Source organism: Syntrophotalea acetylenivorans (assembly GCF_001887775.1).
Taxonomy (GTDB): Bacteria; Desulfobacterota; Desulfuromonadia; order Desulfuromonadales; family Syntrophotaleaceae; genus Syntrophotalea_A; species Syntrophotalea_A acetylenivorans.
In genome coordinates, this window is sequence record NZ_CP015519.1 from 360,069 (window position 1) to 376,322 (window position 16,254).

Annotated in this window: 16 protein-coding genes; 11 read left to right on the forward strand and 5 right to left on the reverse strand. The window is 51.8% G+C overall.

Annotation, left to right across the window (positions count from 1 at the left end; genetic code table 11):
- The first annotated feature begins 163 nt into the window (after positions 1 to 163).
- The 7 genes from rfaE1 (at position 164) to A7E78_RS01650 (ending at position 6,863) form a co-directional block, all read left to right on the forward strand.
- Positions 164 to 1,636, forward strand: coding sequence for a D-glycero-beta-D-manno-heptose-7-phosphate kinase (rfaE1, locus tag A7E78_RS01620; RefSeq protein ID WP_072282630.1), 1,473 nt, complete (start codon positions 164 to 166; stop codon positions 1,634 to 1,636).
- Positions 1,623 to 2,204, forward strand: a complete 582-nt coding sequence (gene gmhB, locus A7E78_RS01625) for a D-glycero-beta-D-manno-heptose 1,7-bisphosphate 7-phosphatase (RefSeq protein ID WP_072282631.1) — start codon at positions 1,623 to 1,625, stop codon at positions 2,202 to 2,204. Before rfaE1 ends, gmhB begins: the two co-directional genes overlap by 14 nt.
- A gap of 36 nt (positions 2,205 to 2,240) precedes the next feature.
- Positions 2,241 to 3,119, forward strand: a complete 879-nt coding sequence (locus A7E78_RS01630; RefSeq protein WP_072282632.1) for a YicC/YloC family endoribonuclease — start codon at positions 2,241 to 2,243, stop codon at positions 3,117 to 3,119.
- A gap of 86 nt (positions 3,120 to 3,205) precedes the next feature.
- Complete coding sequence (gene gmk, locus A7E78_RS01635; protein WP_072282633.1) at positions 3,206 to 3,823, forward strand: guanylate kinase; 618 nt, start codon at positions 3,206 to 3,208, stop codon at positions 3,821 to 3,823.
- A 79-nt stretch (positions 3,824 to 3,902) separates the two neighbouring features.
- On the forward strand, positions 3,903 to 4,109 hold the full coding sequence (gene rpoZ, locus A7E78_RS01640; RefSeq protein ID WP_072282634.1) for a DNA-directed RNA polymerase subunit omega: 207 nt from the start codon (positions 3,903 to 3,905) through the stop codon (positions 4,107 to 4,109).
- A 102-nt stretch (positions 4,110 to 4,211) separates the two neighbouring features.
- Entirely contained in the window at positions 4,212 to 6,380 is a 2,169-nt protein-coding gene (locus tag A7E78_RS01645) for a RelA/SpoT family protein (protein WP_072284992.1), read from the forward strand.
- Positions 6,381 to 6,473: 93 nt separating this feature from the next.
- Positions 6,474 to 6,863 (forward strand): RidA family protein, encoded by a 390-nt coding sequence (locus A7E78_RS01650; RefSeq protein ID WP_072282635.1) that lies wholly within the window; start codon positions 6,474 to 6,476, stop codon positions 6,861 to 6,863.
- Positions 6,864 to 6,956: 93 nt separating this feature from the next.
- Here the strand turns inward: A7E78_RS01650 and rpmB are convergent, their stop codons facing one another.
- The 5 genes from rpmB to purM all read right to left on the reverse strand — a co-directional run bounded on the left by rpmB (position 6,957) and on the right by purM (position 10,835).
- Positions 6,957 to 7,145 (reverse strand): 50S ribosomal protein L28, encoded by a 189-nt coding sequence (gene rpmB, locus A7E78_RS01655; protein WP_072282636.1) that lies wholly within the window; start codon positions 7,143 to 7,145, stop codon positions 6,957 to 6,959.
- 128 nt (positions 7,146 to 7,273) lie between these two features.
- On the reverse strand, positions 7,274 to 8,539 hold the full coding sequence (locus A7E78_RS01660; RefSeq protein ID WP_072282637.1) for a hypothetical protein: 1,266 nt from the start codon (positions 8,537 to 8,539) through the stop codon (positions 7,274 to 7,276).
- 66 nt (positions 8,540 to 8,605) lie between these two features.
- A complete protein-coding gene (locus A7E78_RS01665; RefSeq protein WP_072282638.1) occupies positions 8,606 to 9,055 on the reverse strand; it encodes a 2-thiouracil desulfurase family protein in 450 nt (149 codons plus the stop codon).
- A gap of 44 nt (positions 9,056 to 9,099) precedes the next feature.
- Entirely contained in the window at positions 9,100 to 9,759 is a 660-nt protein-coding gene (gene purN, locus A7E78_RS01670; protein ID WP_072282639.1) for a phosphoribosylglycinamide formyltransferase, read from the reverse strand.
- A gap of 47 nt (positions 9,760 to 9,806) precedes the next feature.
- A complete protein-coding gene (gene purM / locus A7E78_RS01675) occupies positions 9,807 to 10,835 on the reverse strand; it encodes a phosphoribosylformylglycinamidine cyclo-ligase (protein ID WP_145924925.1) in 1,029 nt (342 codons plus the stop codon).
- Between the two features lie 335 nt (positions 10,836 to 11,170).
- Here purM and rimI point away from each other — a divergent pair, with 335 nt between their 5' ends.
- Genes rimI through A7E78_RS01695 form a run of 4 tightly spaced genes read left to right on the forward strand, consistent with a single transcriptional unit; the run spans position 11,171 to position 16,173 of the window.
- Positions 11,171 to 11,626, forward strand: coding sequence for a ribosomal protein S18-alanine N-acetyltransferase (gene rimI / locus A7E78_RS01680; protein WP_158516053.1), 456 nt, complete (start codon positions 11,171 to 11,173; stop codon positions 11,624 to 11,626).
- Between the two features lie 46 nt (positions 11,627 to 11,672).
- Entirely contained in the window at positions 11,673 to 12,530 is an 858-nt protein-coding gene (locus tag A7E78_RS01685; RefSeq protein WP_072282642.1) for a dihydroorotate dehydrogenase electron transfer subunit, read from the forward strand.
- Between the two features lies 1 nt (position 12,531).
- Complete coding sequence (locus tag A7E78_RS01690; RefSeq protein WP_072284993.1) at positions 12,532 to 13,473, forward strand: dihydroorotate dehydrogenase; 942 nt, start codon at positions 12,532 to 12,534, stop codon at positions 13,471 to 13,473.
- 42 nt (positions 13,474 to 13,515) lie between these two features.
- Positions 13,516 to 16,173, forward strand: a complete 2,658-nt coding sequence (locus tag A7E78_RS01695) for a CBS domain-containing protein (protein ID WP_072282643.1) — start codon at positions 13,516 to 13,518, stop codon at positions 16,171 to 16,173.
- The last annotated feature ends 81 nt before the right edge of the window (positions 16,174 to 16,254 follow it).

Sequence of the window (16,254 nt, forward strand, 5' to 3'; positions counted from 1 at the left end):
TGATACCCGAGTAACGCGTTCTGGCTAAGGGCCGTAATGCGTGAGGATGAGGCCGTGAGGGTGAGACCGTGAATGGTTTTAACCCATTACGCATTACGGATTCTCACTCACGGATTTGTCTGTCACGGCATTTTTAAGCTTGCAGCTTACAACTGGATTTTTTATGAATCGTACTGAAGTGGAAATGTTTTTAGATCGTATCGGCGCCGTCAGAGCTTTGGTGGTTGGCGATCTGATGCTTGACGAATATTTATGGGGCAAGACCGATCGGATCAGTCCCGAGGCCCCGGTTCAGGTGGTTGATATTACCAACGAAGATTTGCGCCTGGGTGGTGCCGGTAATGTCATCAATAATCTGGTGACCCTCGGTTGCCAGGTTCATGTGGCCAGCGTTCTCGGCAATAGTCAGGATGGCGATCTGGTGCGCAATATGCTGGATGAAATTAAAGTTGATACCACAGGACTTTTATTTGACCCTCAGCGTAAGACCAGCCGTAAAACCCGTATTTTGGCTAGCCACCAGCAGATGATGCGTTTTGACCGGGAGAGTCGGGAGCCGATTTCTGCCGAACAGGAGCAGGTTTTAGCTGATTATGTCAGAGAGAATGCGACCCGGTTCGATGTTATTTTGATTTCGGATTATCTCAAAGGGGTATTAACCGAAGGCTTGCTGCAGCAGATCATTCGTATCGGTAAAGAGCAGGGGCTGCCGGTGGTTATTGATCCGAAAGGCAGTGATTACGGAAAGTACCGTGGTGCGACCCTGTTGACCCCTAATCGCAAGGAGACGGAAGTCGCCTCCCGGGTAGCCATTACCGATCAGGACAGCCTGCGCCAGGCGGGGCAGGCGTTGTTGAAAAACTTGGAGCTTGAAACTCTGGTGGTGACCCGTAGTGAAGAAGGAATCAGTATCTTTTTTCAAGACGGTCAAGAGGTCCACTTACCGACGGAAGCCCAGGAAGTGTATGATGTAACCGGCGCCGGTGACACGGTATTGTCCCTGATCGGAGTGGGATTGGCGTGCGGATTGTCCATTGAGGATGCCGCAGGCATGGCCAATCTTGCCGCTGGGATTGCGGTTAGTAAGGTCGGTACTTCCACCGTTAGTGTCGATGAAATTCGTGAGATGTTTTCCCATCAGTTCCTTGAAGGGGATGCCAAGATCAAACGTCGCGAACGGTTGGCGCAAATTCTTGAGACTGAACGGCAACGGGGCAAGACCATCGTCTTTACCAACGGCTGCTTCGATTTGCTGCACGTCGGTCATGTCAAGTATCTGCAACAGGCTCGGCGACAGGGTGACTTGTTGGTGTTAGGGCTTAATTCGGACGATTCGATTCGTCGTCTCAAGGGGCCCAACCGCCCACTTATCGGCGAGCAGGAGAGAGCGCATATCCTGGCTGCATTGACCTGTATCGATTACGTGGTGACCTTTGACGAGGATACCCCTTTGGAACTTATCGATATGCTGCGACCCGATATTCTGGTCAAGGGCGGCGATTACACGCCTGAAACGGTGGTTGGCCGGGAACTGGTGGAAAGCTACGGTGGCCGGGTGGCGTTGATTGATTTGGTGGACGGTCGTTCTACGACCAACATTATCGAGAAAATTCTCGACCGTTATGAACAGGAATGATTCAGCCGGCCGGCCGGCGATATTCCTCGATCGGGACGGGACGATTAATGTAGAGAAAAACTACCTGCATCGGATTGAGGATTTTCAGTTCATTGACGGAGCCCCTGAGGCCATTAAAGCACTCAACCAAGCCGGGTATCTGGTGCTGGTGATAACCAATCAGTCCGGAGTGGCCCGCGGCTATTTCTCTCTAGAGGATGTTGAGTCTCTCCATCAACATCTGGCTCAGCGTCTGGCTGCTGCAGGCGCTCGTGTCGATGGCTTCTATGTTTGTCCTCATCACCCCACAGCTGGGCTGGGTGAGTTGCGTAAGGCCTGTTCCTGCCGCAAAGGAGAGCCGGGGATGCTGCTAAAGGCGGCTAACGAGCACGGTATAGACCTGACTCGTTCCTATATGATCGGCGATAAAGAGGCCGATATTGAGGCCGGCGAAAAGGCGGGTTGTTCGTCTCTACTGGTTCTTACTGGCTATGGGAACGAGACGGCACAAGTTGTCTCGCCGGATCGAGCCAAAAGATTTGCCGACCTTAAACAGGCTGCAGATTATATCTGTCGTCAGACCGTCTGATGACAAATTTCCATTGAATTGGACAAAGGAATATTCATGATTAAAAGTATGACCGGTTATGGCAAAGGCCAAGCCACCCGCAACGATATATCCCTCTCTGTGGAAGTGAAGTCCGTCAATCATCGCTATGGCGATGTGACTGTCAAGGTGCCTCGCACTTTGATGGTTCTGGAAGGGGAGGTGCGCAAGCTGGTCGGGGCCCGATTGAAGCGGGGTCGTATCGATGTCTATGTCAACCTTGAATTTGCTTCGGATGCCGATAAGGTACCGGTCCTCAATCGTGCTCTGGCGGATAGTTATTTGCAGTTGCTCGAGGGGATGGAACGTACTTTTGAATTGACCGGTGGGGTCAGTGTACAGTTGCTGGCGGCGCAGAAGGATGTCATTACTCTCAAAGAGGCCGAACCGGCCGTGGAGGATGTTCGGCACTGCCTGGAAGTCGCTCTGGATAAAGCCTTGTCCACCGTGGAAGACATGCGCCTGGCAGAAGGAACGGCAACCTGCGAGGATATGCGGGAGCGTTTTGCAACGCTTGAGACACTGTTGGCCGAGGCTGCCGAGAGGGCACCGTTGATCCCTCAAGAATGGCGGTTGAAATTGCAGGAGCGACTGGCTCGGCTGGATAAAGGATTTGAATATGATCCCCAGAGGGTAGCCCAGGAAGTGGCCGTTTTTGCGGATCGCTGTGATATCAGCGAAGAACTGACCCGCTTCAAAAGTCATCTGCAACAGTTTGCATCCTTGTTTGAGAGTGATGAACCCGTTGGTCGGCAGATGGACTTTTTAGTCCAGGAACTGAATCGCGAAGCGAACACCATGGGGTCTAAATCGAACGATGTCGAGTTGACTCGCCACGTTGTGACCATAAAGTCAGAACTGGAAAAAATTCGTGAGCAGGTACAGAATATCGAATAGATTCATGGTGTGAGGCAAGTGGCGAGTGGCAAGCTCCTCAAACCGCTAGCCCATAGCCGCTAGCCGATATCTTTCAGGAAAAAACTATGCAACATAGAGGTAACCTTTTTGTAGTTTCGGCACCCTCCGGGGCCGGTAAAACGTCGCTATGCAAGGCGGTAATTGACATTTTACCCAATCTGCGGCACTCTGTTTCCCATACGACTCGTTCGCCTCGTACTGGCGAGGTTGATGGCCAGGATTATCATTTTGTTTCCAACGCTCAATTCGATGCCATGGTGGCGGACGGTGCGTTTGTCGAATGGGCATTAGTCCATGGCAATCGCTACGGAACGGCCGTGGCCAGCCTTGAACAAGTACGTGATGCCGGTTGCGATCTGCTGCTTGAGATCGATTGTCAGGGAGCTGCTCAACTTAAGGAACGTTGCCCGGACGCCATTTTTATCTTTATCCTGCCTCCTTCATTACAGGAGTTGGAAAGCCGCCTGAAAGGACGCCAGACTGACACGCCTGAAGTGATCGCGCAGCGCCTGCTCAATGCCCGGGACGAAATGCGCGAGATGTTCTGGTATGATTATCTGGTAATTAATGATGAGTTTGATCTCGCCAGCCAGCAGTTGCAAGCCATTTTGCTTGCTTCCGGTTGCCGAACAGAGGTTTTAAAAGCTCAGGTTCAGGTTCTTTTTGAAGAGCTCGATCTTTGATTACTGCTCTTTGCATGAGCGTCTCAGGTTATTCGTTTGATAATGATTGTCTTTAACCACATAACAGGGAAATATTTCTATGGCACGTATCACTGTAGAAGATTGCTTGCAGCAGATTCCTAACCGTTTTCTGCTCGTCATGGTGGCGGCTAAGCGCACCAAGCAGCTTTATAAAGGCTCTCAGCCGTTAATCGAAAACAAAAGCAACAACAAAAAGATAGTACTTGGTTTGCGGGAAGTGGCCGCAGGAAAAGTAGATTTTGAAATTCCCATCCGTAAAAGCTAGTCTTTGATAATACTGGCCGGTACTATCAGGTGCCGGCCAGCCCTCTTTGCGTGTTTGCGGCACCGCATTTTTAACCCGGTTTCGCTTCTTCGGCCTTTTGTCATGCGCCCATCCCAACAGTTTAAAAAGATCGTCCAAGAGCTTCTCGATCATCATTCGGCCACGGATATCGACTTGTTGCGTCAGGCTTACACTTTGTGCGTCAGTGTCTATTACGGCAGGCACCGTGAATCCGGCGAAACCTGTCTAACCCATGCTGTTGAAGTGGCTCATATTTTGTGCCGCTTTAAGCCCGACGCGGCCACCCTTGTTGCCGGTATGCTCATTGATATCGTTGATCAGCAACTGGTTGATGTTGCCGCGCTCCGGCAGCAGTTCGGTACCGAGATCGGCGAACTGGTTGAGAGTCTAGCGAATCTCCGTAAATTGGTATATTCCGCAGAGGAAGAGCGGCAGGCGGAGAATTTTCGAAAGATGCTGCTCTCCATGGCCAGGGATATCCGCATTGTCCTGGTGCAGTTAGCCGATCGGTTACATTGTTTACGTACCATGGAGAAGATCCCTGAAAAGGAACAGCGGCGTTTTGCCAAGGAGACCTTGGCGATTTATGCTCCTCTGGCGAATCGTCTCGGTGTCAGTTGGTTGAAATGTGAAATGGAGGATTTGTCTCTGCGCTATGCCATGCCGGAGATTTATTTCGACCTGAGGGACAAGGTATCCCGCAACGAAAAAGATCGCTCCGGCTACATAACGCAGGTCAAGCGACTGCTTCTGGAAAAAATCGGTCGACAGGGGATCAAGGGGGTCTGTTACGGGCGTTATAAACACCTTTATTCGATTCATCGAAAGATGGTTCGTCAGCAGGTTGTTTTCGATGAGGTTTACGATCTTATTGCCTTTCGAGTGATTGTACAGACGATTCCTGAGTGCTATACGGTGCTTGGTGTCATTCACGCTGCCTGGAAGCCCGTTCCGGGACGATTCAAAGATTTCATCGCCATGCCCAAGCCGAATATGTATCAGTCATTGCATACAACGGTTATCGGTCCTTTTGGTGAGCGCATGGAGGTGCAGATTCGTACGGAGGAAATGCATCGCATCGCCGAAGAGGGCATTGCAGCCCACTGGAGATATAAGGAGCAACAGGCAGGGAAGGCTCCTGGCTCCGAGGTGGACAAACAAAAAGGTTTCTTTGAGCGGGAACCTGAGAAACAGCCGGCAAAGAGTGATGAAGTTGGATTGCTGGAGGCCCTCAACGATGATTTGTTCTCCGATGAGGTCTATGTCTTTACTCCCAAGGGAACGGTTAAAGCCTTTCCGCGCGGGGCTACTCCCATCGACTTCGCGTACAGCGTGCATACCGATGTAGGTCATCACTGCAGTGGAGCGCGGGTTAACGGCAAGCTGGTACCTTTAAAGACTCAATTGCATAGCGGTGACATCGTCGAAGTCATTACTGCCACCAGTCAACAACCCAGCAAGGATTGGTTGAAGTTTGTCAAGACCTCCAGAGCTGCCAGTAAAATACGGCAGTGGATTAAGGCCGAACAGCATGAGAAGAGTTTGCTCCTCGGCCGCGAGCTCCTTGAAAAACGATTGCGTAAATATGGTGTAAGTCTAAAACGGGCGCTCCAGTCTGCTGAAATGGCTACAGCCATGGAGGAACTGGGCTATCACGCCAGTGATGACCTGCTGGCTGCCATTGGTTATGGTAAATTATCGCTGGGACAAGTGGTAGGCCGGGTTGTTCCGGAAGAGAGCCTTAAGCCCGAAGCCCCCAAAGAAAAGGGCCGGATTGGCCGGGTTCTGGAAAAAATCCATAAAAAACCCTCCAGTGCTATAAAAATTCAAGGTCTTGACGACATTATGGTGCGATATGCCAAATGTTGCAATCCGTTGCCGGGAGATCCGGTGGTTGGCTTTATTACCCGTGGTCGTGGTATTGCCGTGCACGCCGCAGATTGTCCCGGAGTTATGCAGAGCGATCCCGAACGGCGTATCGAAGTAGAATGGGATTTAAAGAAAAAGTCATCCCATCTGGTCAAGGTGAGGGTATATTGCCTCGATCAAAAAGGAATTCTAGCTAATATCAGTGGTGAGATAAGTAACTGCGAAGCTAACATCATTTCGGCTAACGTACATACAACCGACGACAGCAAAGCCCGGATTGTTTTTACCATCGATCTGCAGGACCGGGAACACCTTAATCGAATAGTCAAGGCTTTGAAACAGGTTAAGGGTGTTCATCAGGTCGAACGAGTGCGGGGTTAAAATTTTAGATCTATTATGGGCAGTCAAAGTCAGGACTGGCTCATCGTGAGTAAATTTTTGGGATGAGTCGACGGGGCAGGGAGGGAGTGAGCTATGACAGGCAAACAAGTTGTTTCCACATCTGAGGCACCAGCTGCAATCGGGCCTTATTCCCAGGCTGTCAAGGCTGGGGACTTGTTGTTTTTTTCCGGTCAACTTGCCCTTGATGTTGCTAGTGGTGAGTTGGTTCCGGGGGGGATTGCTGAACAGACTGAGCAGGTTATGGCGAATATCGGTGCGATTCTCAAAGCGGCCGGCCTGGATTATGATTCGGTTGTTAAAACCACCATTTACCTGCTTGATTTGAAAGACTTTAGCGTGGTTAACGAAATCTACGGACGATATTTTAACGTTGATTCAGCCCCGGCGCGGGCCACTATACAAGTGGCGGCTCTGCCTAAGCAGGCGTTGGTAGAGATCGAGGGGATAGCCCGGGTCAGCTGATGTTTCAGCTAGTTGTTTGGAAATAAAAAAGGGTGGAACTAATGTTCCACCCTTTTTTATTGATACATAACTGTATGGTCCGTTGTAGACCGATCAGGCCTTGGTAACGGCTCCGGAACGCAGACAGCGGGTACAGATCTTAATCGACTGTACCTTGCCTTTGTGCAGCGCTCTTATTTTCTGGAGGTTAGGATACCATACCTTCCGGGTCTTGTTCTGTGCATGGCTGACATTATTGCCAGTCGTTGGTCTCTTGCCGCAAATCTCACAAACTCTTGCCATTTTGAAAACCTCCTGGAATTTTAGAGCTGCTATATTTAGCACGCTTTTTAGACCTTTGCAACCTCTTTTTCCTGTTTCAGGCGTTTGTCGGGCTACAGTAAATCGAGTTGAAAAATGTTTTGAAATGGCTATCCCATCCGCTTTTGTAAACAGCCTGCGACCGCTTGTCCCAGCATTATGTCGGCATTTAAACCGATCGATGGCAGCAATTGCGAACCATGGCAGAATATGGCGTTGGAGGCTACCGGGTTGGGCAGGCTTCCCCTCGGCCAGAAGCATTTAGGCATGACTTTTTCGTTTTGCGGGCGGGCCGATTCAGTTAATTCATAATCGATAAAGGGCAGTACAGACGATAGCTGCTCGCGAACCATATCTGTGGTGAGTTGGGTTTGGTCCGGCGGTTGGGCTGCTTCAAGAAGTGCCTGACCTGGCGTCAGTTTATTTTGATCCCAGGTCAGGCGCAAGGTTTGTTCGCCGGCCAATATAACCTGCCGAGAAAGTATGGACAGGCGCTGTCGAGGCAGGTTGGACAGGGTCCAGGTCTGTGGCTTACCTGGAACCTTGGCCAGGGTAGAAGTCAGGGCCGGGTAAGGCTCCACATGCTCGGGTAAGGATCCGATCAGGAACTGGTCTGCGCTGAGAACTTTTCCATTTTTTAAGCTGGCGCCAGTTTGACGTTTCCCGGCACGTTCCATTCCAGACAATTCATCGAGAGGGATATGTTGTCCGCCGGCAGCGGCATATCTCTCTGTCAAAAGTTGGCTCAAGTCCGACAATGAAATGGTTTGAGGGCGGGTGGTTATGTGCCATTTTAAAGCGGCCTCGGCGATAGAAAGTCTTTTGGGGGCCACCAGACAGAGTCCGGATAACAACTGGTTTAGCGCTTCCTGCGGCTTATGCGAACCAAGTGTTGTTGTTAATTTTAAGATAGGTTGTTGCAGGCGCCGGGCGGGCAGTTTTTGAGCTAGTTGACGCCGATAAAGGGTTAAAAGGCGAAAAGCAATCAAAGAGGCATCGGGTGCGGGGCTGGCTAGCAGCAGGCTGAGTTTTCGGCCCCACTCATCAAGGCGGGCTAATAAGGCCAGTATTGAGGGGTGGTGCTTTGGAAATTCTCGCAGGAGTTCATTTTCTAAAGGCAGGAGACCGCCCACTTGCAAGCGAATGTCATTCGTTACCAGTTGTAAGGACTCGCCCGAATCAATTAAAAGGTGTTCCCCTTCAAGTGTCTTCAGTAATTTGTTCAGGGCCGGACAGCACGGTAAGGACTGTGCCGCCGGTTGAATAGCAGAAGGCAAGGAAAGCACGCGATAGCCCTGCCTGGCGAGCAATGTGGCGCAAATTTGTTCGCCAATATTTGCACCAAGGACGATCAGGTTATAATGTTCCGTAGCCATAGGTTAAGGTCCTGACTCTATGCTCAACAGACAATAGGGGAATGGGGGAATGGGGAGGTTGATCAGCTAAATGTCCTCTTCACTGTACACTCGCAGGCCGTTATGCTGCAGCATGGCGGTGGCGACTCCTTGACCGGCTACTGATTGTTGCTGGCGATAGACGCGCCCAACGCCACAGGAAGGACTGCCCTCCTTGAACAGGGCTGTTTGGCAATCGGTAAGGCGTGCGATTTGCAGAGTCACCTCTGCGCCCCTGATAAAATGGGAGTTCATTTCCTTGCCATCGGATCGGACAAGCCTGCCCTTGCCCAACAAAACCTCTTTGCCGTCCCCCTGGTCAAACCAGCATTTCGGTCGAGGCGTGGCCAAGCCGGCTAATTGCTCCGGACACACGGGGATGGGATGCAGCCCTTTTTCCTTAAGATGAGTGAGGACCTGACTATTCTCTTTGTGTTTCCCATCGTACCGAGTAGGTAATCCGAGCAAGCAGGCACTAACCAGAATCGGTTTGAACATCAAGTCCTCCAATGGGCATGGATGACCTTGGAAAATGCTTGTACTTAGCTGAGCGGGGGGCTAAGGAGGGTTTGGTCAGGATTTTCCAAGGGTGGATCAATCAGAACCCGTCGACCTTCAAGGCGTAGCCGACCTTCGGCAAAAAGACGAATCGCTTCTGGGTAGATGCGATGTTCCTGACGGAGGATGCGTGCTGAAAGGGTCTCCAGGGTGTCGTTTTGCAGGACCGGCACCGCTGCTTGAACGACAATGGGGCCGGTATCGACTCCGGCATCGACGAAGTGAACGGTACAGCCGGTAATCCGGGTGCCGTGGTCAAGAGCCTGTTGTTGGGCATTCAAGCCGGAAAAGGCGGGCAACAGGGCAGGGTGGATGTTCATGATGCGGTCGGGAAAGGCCTCAAGAAACTCATTGGAGATCAGGCGCATGAAACCGGCAAGTACGACCAATTCCACTCTGGCTTCGTTCAAGGCGGCAACCATGGCCCGGTCAAAATCAAGCCGGTTTTTATATTGCTGCTGGTCGATGCAAAGAGTTGGGATGCCAGCCAACCTTCCGCGTTGCAATGCGCCGGCAGTCGGCTTATTACTAAGAATAAGGGCAATTTCAGCGTGGAGGGTGCCGTCCTGGATGCGATCGATGATCGCCTGCAGATTGGTGCCGCCGCCGGAAGCAAGGATACCGAGGCGTAACTTGTTGCTCACAGAGATTCCTCGAAACGTTTTAGGGCAGGCCGAAGGCCTGCCCGTTGTTAATTCAGTACGACGCTTTCTCCCGTATCGCTTTTGGCGATGCGGCCGATTACGTAGGCTTTTTCATCGAGACCGGTAAGTCGTACCATTATCTCATCGACTTCTTGTTCCGGAACAATAAGAACCATGCCGATGCCGTAATTAAGGGTGCGATACATTTCCAGTTCGTCGATGTTGCCGCCGCGGCGCAGAACTTCAAAAATGGCTGGTTTTGGCCAGCTGTCCTTTTCGATAATTGCCTGGCAGTTCTTAGGTAGAACCCGGGGTACGTTTTCGACAATGCCGCCACCGGTTATGTGCGCCATGCCCTTGATCTCAAAGTCGCGCAACAGGTTGAGAATCGTTTTGACGTAGATTCGAGTCGGTGTCAGTAATTCTTCGCCAAGGGGCTTGTCCAATTCGTCAAGCTGAGAGTCGACAGTCAGGCCCATTTTCTCAAACAAAATCTTACGCACCAATGAGTAGCCGTTGGAGTGCAAACCGCTCGAGGCCAGTCCGATCAACCGGTCGCCAACAGTAATGGTGGAGCCATCGATAATTTTACTGTTGTCGACGATGCCGACGGTGAAGCCGGCCAGATCGTATTCGCCATCGGCGTAGAAACCGGGCATTTCAGCCGTTTCTCCGCCAATAAGAGCACACCCCGCCTGGAGACAACCCTCAGAGATGCCTTTAACGACTTCCACGCCCTTTTCCGGTGCCAGTTTGCCGGTGGCCATGTAGTCCAGAAAAAAGAGAGGCTCAGCCCCCTGAACGGCGATGTCGTTGACACACATGGCCACCAGATCGATGCCGACAGTATCGTGTTTGTCCGCCATGAAGGCAATTTTAAGCTTGGTGCCCACGCCGTCGGTGGCGGTAGCGAGAGTCGGTTTTTCGTACTTGTCGGCATGAAGTGAGAACAGGCCGCCGAAACCGCCGATATCGGTCAGTACCTCTGGTCTGGCAGTTGCTTTGACCAATGGTTTGATCATGTTGACGAAACGATTGCCCGCATCAATATCGACGCCGGCATCCTTGTAGGTCATTTTCTTGTCGTTGCTCAATTCTTGGCTCCCCTTGCAGATAAATTCGGCCATTATTAAAACAATCAGCCACTCATTGTCAACGCCAAAGTCCCCTGTCGTAACGACAGCAAGATTGGTTCTTTACACTGTACAGGGGGTGAATTATGATGCGCTGAAGCGGGTAGCCATAATACTTTAAGCCGCTGCCCTTTGAAGAATTATTCTAACCGCTTTTAGCCAGTCTGTCATGATTCTTTTATCATAACGGGTATTTTTCTCATGCGTTGCTGTTGCTACCGTTGCAGTTTCCCATGCGCCACACGCTTCCTATGAACCCAGAGAATATCATCCGCTGTATGACCGAGGCCGATCTGGAACAGGTGCTGGTTGTTGAGCAGCTGTGTCATCGTGCGCCCTGGTCCGAAGCTATGTTCCTTAACGAATTGGCTAATCCGCTGTCACGTATTGATCTATTGTGGCGTGGACGCGATCTGGCCGGATTCCTCTGTGCTTGGCGAGTTTGCGAAGAACTGACCATCCTCAATGTGGCGACAGCGCCGAAAATGCGCAGAAGCGGTGTGGCTCATGCTTTGCTTGAGCAGGTTTTGCATAGGAACCTGCAGACCGGTCTCGAGAGCGCATTGCTGGAGGTTCGTCCCTCTAATGCAGCGGCTATTGCTCTCTATCGATCTTTTGGGTTCAGTGAGATTGACCGCCGTTTGCGTTATTATAGTGATGGAGAAGATGCCCTGGTGATGCAGTTGCTGCTGACGGAGCATGGAATGCCGGGCAAGAATTGTTTAAAACACTAATGGTTAACTGTTTATTTACAATTAATGGAGTGACCGAGAGTTCACAATGAAAAATTTTAATACCACCATCCTGTCTAACCAGGAAGTTTCACCAGATTATTATCGAATGAAAATTCTGGCACCGGGGATTTCAGATTCGGCCCAACCCGGGCAATTTGTCATGTTTCGGTCTCAAGCTACGAATGAACCCTTGTTGCGCCGACCTTTCGGCATTTTTCAGACCGGGACGCTAGCCTCCGATTGCGAAGGAATGCCCGCCAAGGAGTTCGTGGAAATTCTTTATAAGGTGGTTGGCAGGGGAACCGCCATCATGCAGGAACTGCACGAAGGGGATCGGGTCGAGTTGTTGGGGCCGCTCGGTCATGGTTTCGATTTGTCTGCCGACGGCAGTGAGGTGATCCTGGTTGGCGGGGGTATCGGATTGGTCCCTCTGTATATGCTTGCCAGCGAACTGGTAAAAACGAACAAAGTTCGGTTGCTTATCGGCGGGCGTTCTCGTAAGGACGTGTTGATGGTAACGGAATTTGAGCGCCTCGGAGTGGAAACCTACGTGTCGACCGATGATGGTACGCTCGGAGAAGAGGGTCCGGTTACCCAAGTGTTGCAGCGCAAACTGACGAAATTCCCCGGCGCGGCGGTATATGCTTGCGGTCCAATGCCGATGCTGGAAGCGGTTCATCGGATCTGCCAGCCCCGTAAGGTGAAATTACAGGTTTCACTGGAAGCGTTTATGGCTTGCGGGGTAGGGGCCTGTCTCGGGTGTGTGGTCAAAGGGGCCGGTCATAGCGAAGAAAATCCCCGTTATCTCTGTACTTGCAAGGAAGGCCCTGTATTTGATGCAGAGGATCTCGACTGGGAATTGCTGGAGAAGCGAATGAACGAGGAGGGCCACAGCCATGAGTGAGATGCCGCAATCAAAGAGTCCGTCGGCAGAAACTCCGGACCTGTCAGTTGGATTTGCCGGTCTGCGGTTGAAGAACCCGGTCATGCCAGCTTCTGGTACTTTTGGCTACGGTGAGGAATATAGTCCCTATATGGACCTCAACCGCCTGGGCGCTATTGTTACCAAGGGGCTTTCTCTTCGTCCTAAAGCCGGGAATCCAACCCCCCGGATCGCCGAAACCAAGGGCGGCATGCTGAATGCGATCGGTCTGCAGAATGTCGGAATGGACGTTTTCGCCGAGCAGAAACTGCCCTTTTTGAAAGAGGTGCAGACGCCGGTGATTGTCAATTTCTTTGGCAATAGTCTGGAAGAATACGGTATGGCCGCGCAGCGACTGTCGCAGATCGATGGCATTGCCGCGGTTGAACTTAACATCTCCTGCCCTAATGTAAAACAAGGGGGTATCGTTTTCGGTACCGATCCCGGCGCCGCAGCCGAAGTAGTTGGTCTGGTACGGCGGCATCTCAACGTGCCGCTCATCGTCAAGCTGACTCCCAATGTCACCGACATTACCGTCATCGCCCGGGCTGTCGAGGAGGCAGGAGCCGACGCTATCAGTTGTATCAATACCCTGACCGGCCTGGCGGTCGATATCCGCCGCCGCACCCCGCGTCTTGCAAACGGCACCGGAGGGCTTTCCGGTCCCGTGTTGAGGCCTCTGGCGGTACGCATGGTGTATCAGGTGGTGCAGGCGGTGAGCCTGCCGGTAATCGGCGTCGGTGGTATTATGACTGCCGAGGATGCCTTGGAGTTCCTTATCGCCGGCGCGCAAGCCGTTCAGGTCGGAACGGCCAATTTTGTCGACCCAGCGGCGATGATCACTATTATCGATGGTCTGCAGCAATTTTGTCAGGAAGAAGGGGTGTCTCATATCACCGATTTGATCGGTAGCCTGCATTGCTGATTAGACCGCTTTAGCCTCTGCCCGGTTGGTGCGAAAGTCGCTATGGACGTTATTACCACCCATATCAATGCCGATTTCGACTGTCTTGGCAGCATGATTGCGGCTAAAAAGCTCTACCCGCAGGCTGAAATGGTCTTTGCCGGTGCCCAAGAGCGAAGTGTGCGGGAGTATCTGCTTAAAAATCCTGAGCAGGCTGCTCTTTTCAAGCGCATCCGCGATATCGACCTGGCCGACATCCGCCGGTTGATCCTGGTCGATGTTTGCCAGGCGGAGCGGATCGGCCCTTTTGCCGAGGTTCTTGAGCGACCGGGGATCGAAGTTCATGTCTACGATCATCATCCGCTCTGCCAGCTTAGCGTCAAGCCATCCCTTGAGAAGATCGAGGAGGTTGGCTCGACGGTTACCATCTTTGCCCATCTGTTCCAGGAGCAGGGGATTGAACTCAGCTCCGCTGAAGCGACCATGATGCTCCTCGGTCTCTATGAGGACACAGGCAAGCTGCTGTTTAATTCCACCACCAGCAGTGATTATCAGGCGGCAGCCTATCTATTGGAACAGGGGGGCGACCTCAATCTGGTGTCCGATTCCCTGATTCAGGAGTTAACGGCCAAGCAGGTCGCTTTGCTGCATCAACTCATTGAAAGTCGTTCCATTCTCAATGTCAACGGCATCGACATTGCTGTCGCTCATGCCTCTATCGACCATTATGTCGGTGATCTGGCTGTCCTGGCCCATAAACTAAAGGATATGGAGAGTCACAACGCTCTGATTGTGGCCGTGCGAATGGGTGATCGGGTTTTCCTGGTCGGCCGCTCCCGGGTCCCCGAAGTTCATGTCGGCCAAATTTTGAGCGAATTTGGCGGAGGTGGTCACAGTTTTGCCGCCTCCGGGGTTTTGCGGGATATGACCCTGGTGCAGTTTCTTGATCGCCTGACAGAAGTATTACAGCGCCATGTCAACCCCCACTGGGAAGCTCGTCATCTGCTTTTTACCGCGCTCAAGACGGTACCCAAAGATGTAACTATCAAAGACGTTCGCGAACTGCTGACCCGTTATAATATTAATGCGTTACCGGTTATGGATGGTGAGCGGGTGGTTGGTATTATTAGTCGCCAGGTGGTGGAAAAAGCCGCATATCATTTACTTGAAGATTTGCCGGTGAGCGAATTTATGAACAGTGACTTTGTCGCGGTTCAGCCTGGCACTCCTGTGGAAGAGTTGCAGGAGTTGATTGTCAGCGGCAATCAGCGTTTTGTGCCCGTGGTGGATGAAGGCAAGCTGGTCGGGGCGATCACCCGAACAGATCTGTTGCGGCATATGGTGTCCGGCGCGGTTTCCCGGCGCATGAGCGATGCCCCTGCTCTTGGCAGCAGTCTTGGCTTGAAAAAACGATATGTCGTGCGCTTGCTGCGAACGCGGCTTGAACAGCGTATTCAGGATATTCTTGATCGGCTGGGGCAAGTGGCACAGGATTTAGGCCTTGATGTTTTTGCGGTTGGGGGATTTGTCCGCGACCTGTTGTTGAATAAGCAGAATCTTGATGTCGATATTGTTGTCGAAGGAGACGGTATCGCCTTCGCTGCTGAATTTGCCCGGCGTTTTGATTGTCGCATACGCACTCATCGCAAATTCGGCACCGCTGTCCTGATCTTTCCCGATCAATTCAAGGTGGATGTAGCCTCAGCGCGCACCGAATATTACCTGGAACCAGGAGCCTTGCCCACGGTAGAGCATGCACCGATCAAGCTCGATCTTTACCGTCGTGATTTCACCATTAATACTCTTGCCATTGCTCTCAACGGCAGTCATTTCGGAGAACTCTACGACTTTTTCGGCGCCCAACGAGACCTTCAGGAAAAAGCGATTCGCGTTTTGCATAACCTGAGTTTCGTAGAAGACCCGACGCGGGTTTTCCGCGCCATCCGTTTCGAGCAGCGTCTCGGTTTTCGCATCGGGGTGCATACCGAACAGTTGCTGCGCAGCGCCATGCGTATGGGTTTTTTGGACAAGATCGGCGGTCATCGTGTTTGGAACGAACTGGTTTTGATTTTTAAAGAAGCCAACCCTTTACCGGCAGTACTGCGGATGGCCGATCTCGACCTGCTTGAATATCTGCATCCCGACCTTTTGCTTGAAAAAAGGGCCAAGAAGCTGTTTGCCAATGCTCGTCAGGCGATTGATTGGTATCGCCTTCTCTTTACCGGCGAGCCGTGTCGCCACTGGCTGGTCTATTTTTTATGCCTTTTGACTGATCTGGATGATCAGGCCGTGGCCAGCCTTTGCCAGCGGTTGGTGGTGGCGCCGCGACTGCAACAGATATTTACCGTTGAACGGGAGGCGGCCCATCGTGCAACCAATCTGATCTTCTGGCGCCGGATGCACACTGCACCACCGCGTCCAAGTGAAATTTATGATTGGTTTCAACCGCTGGCCACGGAAGTACTGCTGTATGCTATGGCTCGCAGTAACAACGAACAGGTACAGCGTTGCCTTTCCAGCTATTTCACCCATCTCCGTTCAGTTCAGTGCGAACTGGTTGGCAGTGACATCAAGCAGTTGGGAATTGCACCGGGCCCCATCTATAAAGAGATCTTTCAGCGTCTACTTGCTGCACGCCTTGACGGAGAGCTTGTAACCCGGCAAGACGAACTCGATTTTGTTTCCCAGCATTACCTGCCAAACAAGCACACCAACGAATGATTTCGCTTTTGTGTCTCTGCTGAACTATCCCAGGCAACTGCCATGGATAAATTGACTTAGGTACAGGTATTTGCTAAAAAG

Excerpts from the sequence above, each read along its gene's own strand:
- rfaE1 (WP_072282630.1), top strand. The coding sequence starts at position 164 with ATGAATCGTACTGAAGTGGAAATGTTTTTAGATCGTATCGGCGCCGTC.
- gmhB (WP_072282631.1), top strand. The coding sequence starts at position 1,623 with ATGAACAGGAATGATTCAGCCGGCCGGCCGGCGATATTCCTCGATCGG.
- A7E78_RS01630 (WP_072282632.1), top strand. The coding sequence starts at position 2,241 with ATGATTAAAAGTATGACCGGTTATGGCAAAGGCCAAGCCACCCGCAAC.
- gmk (WP_072282633.1), top strand. The coding sequence starts at position 3,206 with ATGCAACATAGAGGTAACCTTTTTGTAGTTTCGGCACCCTCCGGGGCC.
- rpoZ (WP_072282634.1), top strand. The coding sequence starts at position 3,903 with ATGGCACGTATCACTGTAGAAGATTGCTTGCAGCAGATTCCTAACCGT.
- A7E78_RS01645 (WP_072284992.1), top strand. The coding sequence starts at position 4,212 with ATGCGCCCATCCCAACAGTTTAAAAAGATCGTCCAAGAGCTTCTCGAT.
- A7E78_RS01650 (WP_072282635.1), top strand. The coding sequence starts at position 6,474 with ATGACAGGCAAACAAGTTGTTTCCACATCTGAGGCACCAGCTGCAATC.
- rpmB (WP_072282636.1), bottom strand. The coding sequence starts at position 7,145 with ATGGCAAGAGTTTGTGAGATTTGCGGCAAGAGACCAACGACTGGCAAT.
- A7E78_RS01660 (WP_072282637.1), bottom strand. The coding sequence starts at position 8,539 with ATGGCTACGGAACATTATAACCTGATCGTCCTTGGTGCAAATATTGGC.
- A7E78_RS01665 (WP_072282638.1), bottom strand. The coding sequence starts at position 9,055 with ATGTTCAAACCGATTCTGGTTAGTGCCTGCTTGCTCGGATTACCTACT.
- purM (WP_145924925.1), bottom strand. The coding sequence starts at position 10,835 with ATGACCTACAAGGATGCCGGCGTCGATATTGATGCGGGCAATCGTTTC.
- rimI (WP_158516053.1), top strand. The coding sequence starts at position 11,171 with ATGACCGAGGCCGATCTGGAACAGGTGCTGGTTGTTGAGCAGCTGTGT.
- A7E78_RS01685 (WP_072282642.1), top strand. The coding sequence starts at position 11,673 with ATGAAAAATTTTAATACCACCATCCTGTCTAACCAGGAAGTTTCACCA.
- A7E78_RS01690 (WP_072284993.1), top strand. The coding sequence starts at position 12,532 with ATGCCGCAATCAAAGAGTCCGTCGGCAGAAACTCCGGACCTGTCAGTT.
- A7E78_RS01695 (WP_072282643.1), top strand. The coding sequence starts at position 13,516 with ATGGACGTTATTACCACCCATATCAATGCCGATTTCGACTGTCTTGGC.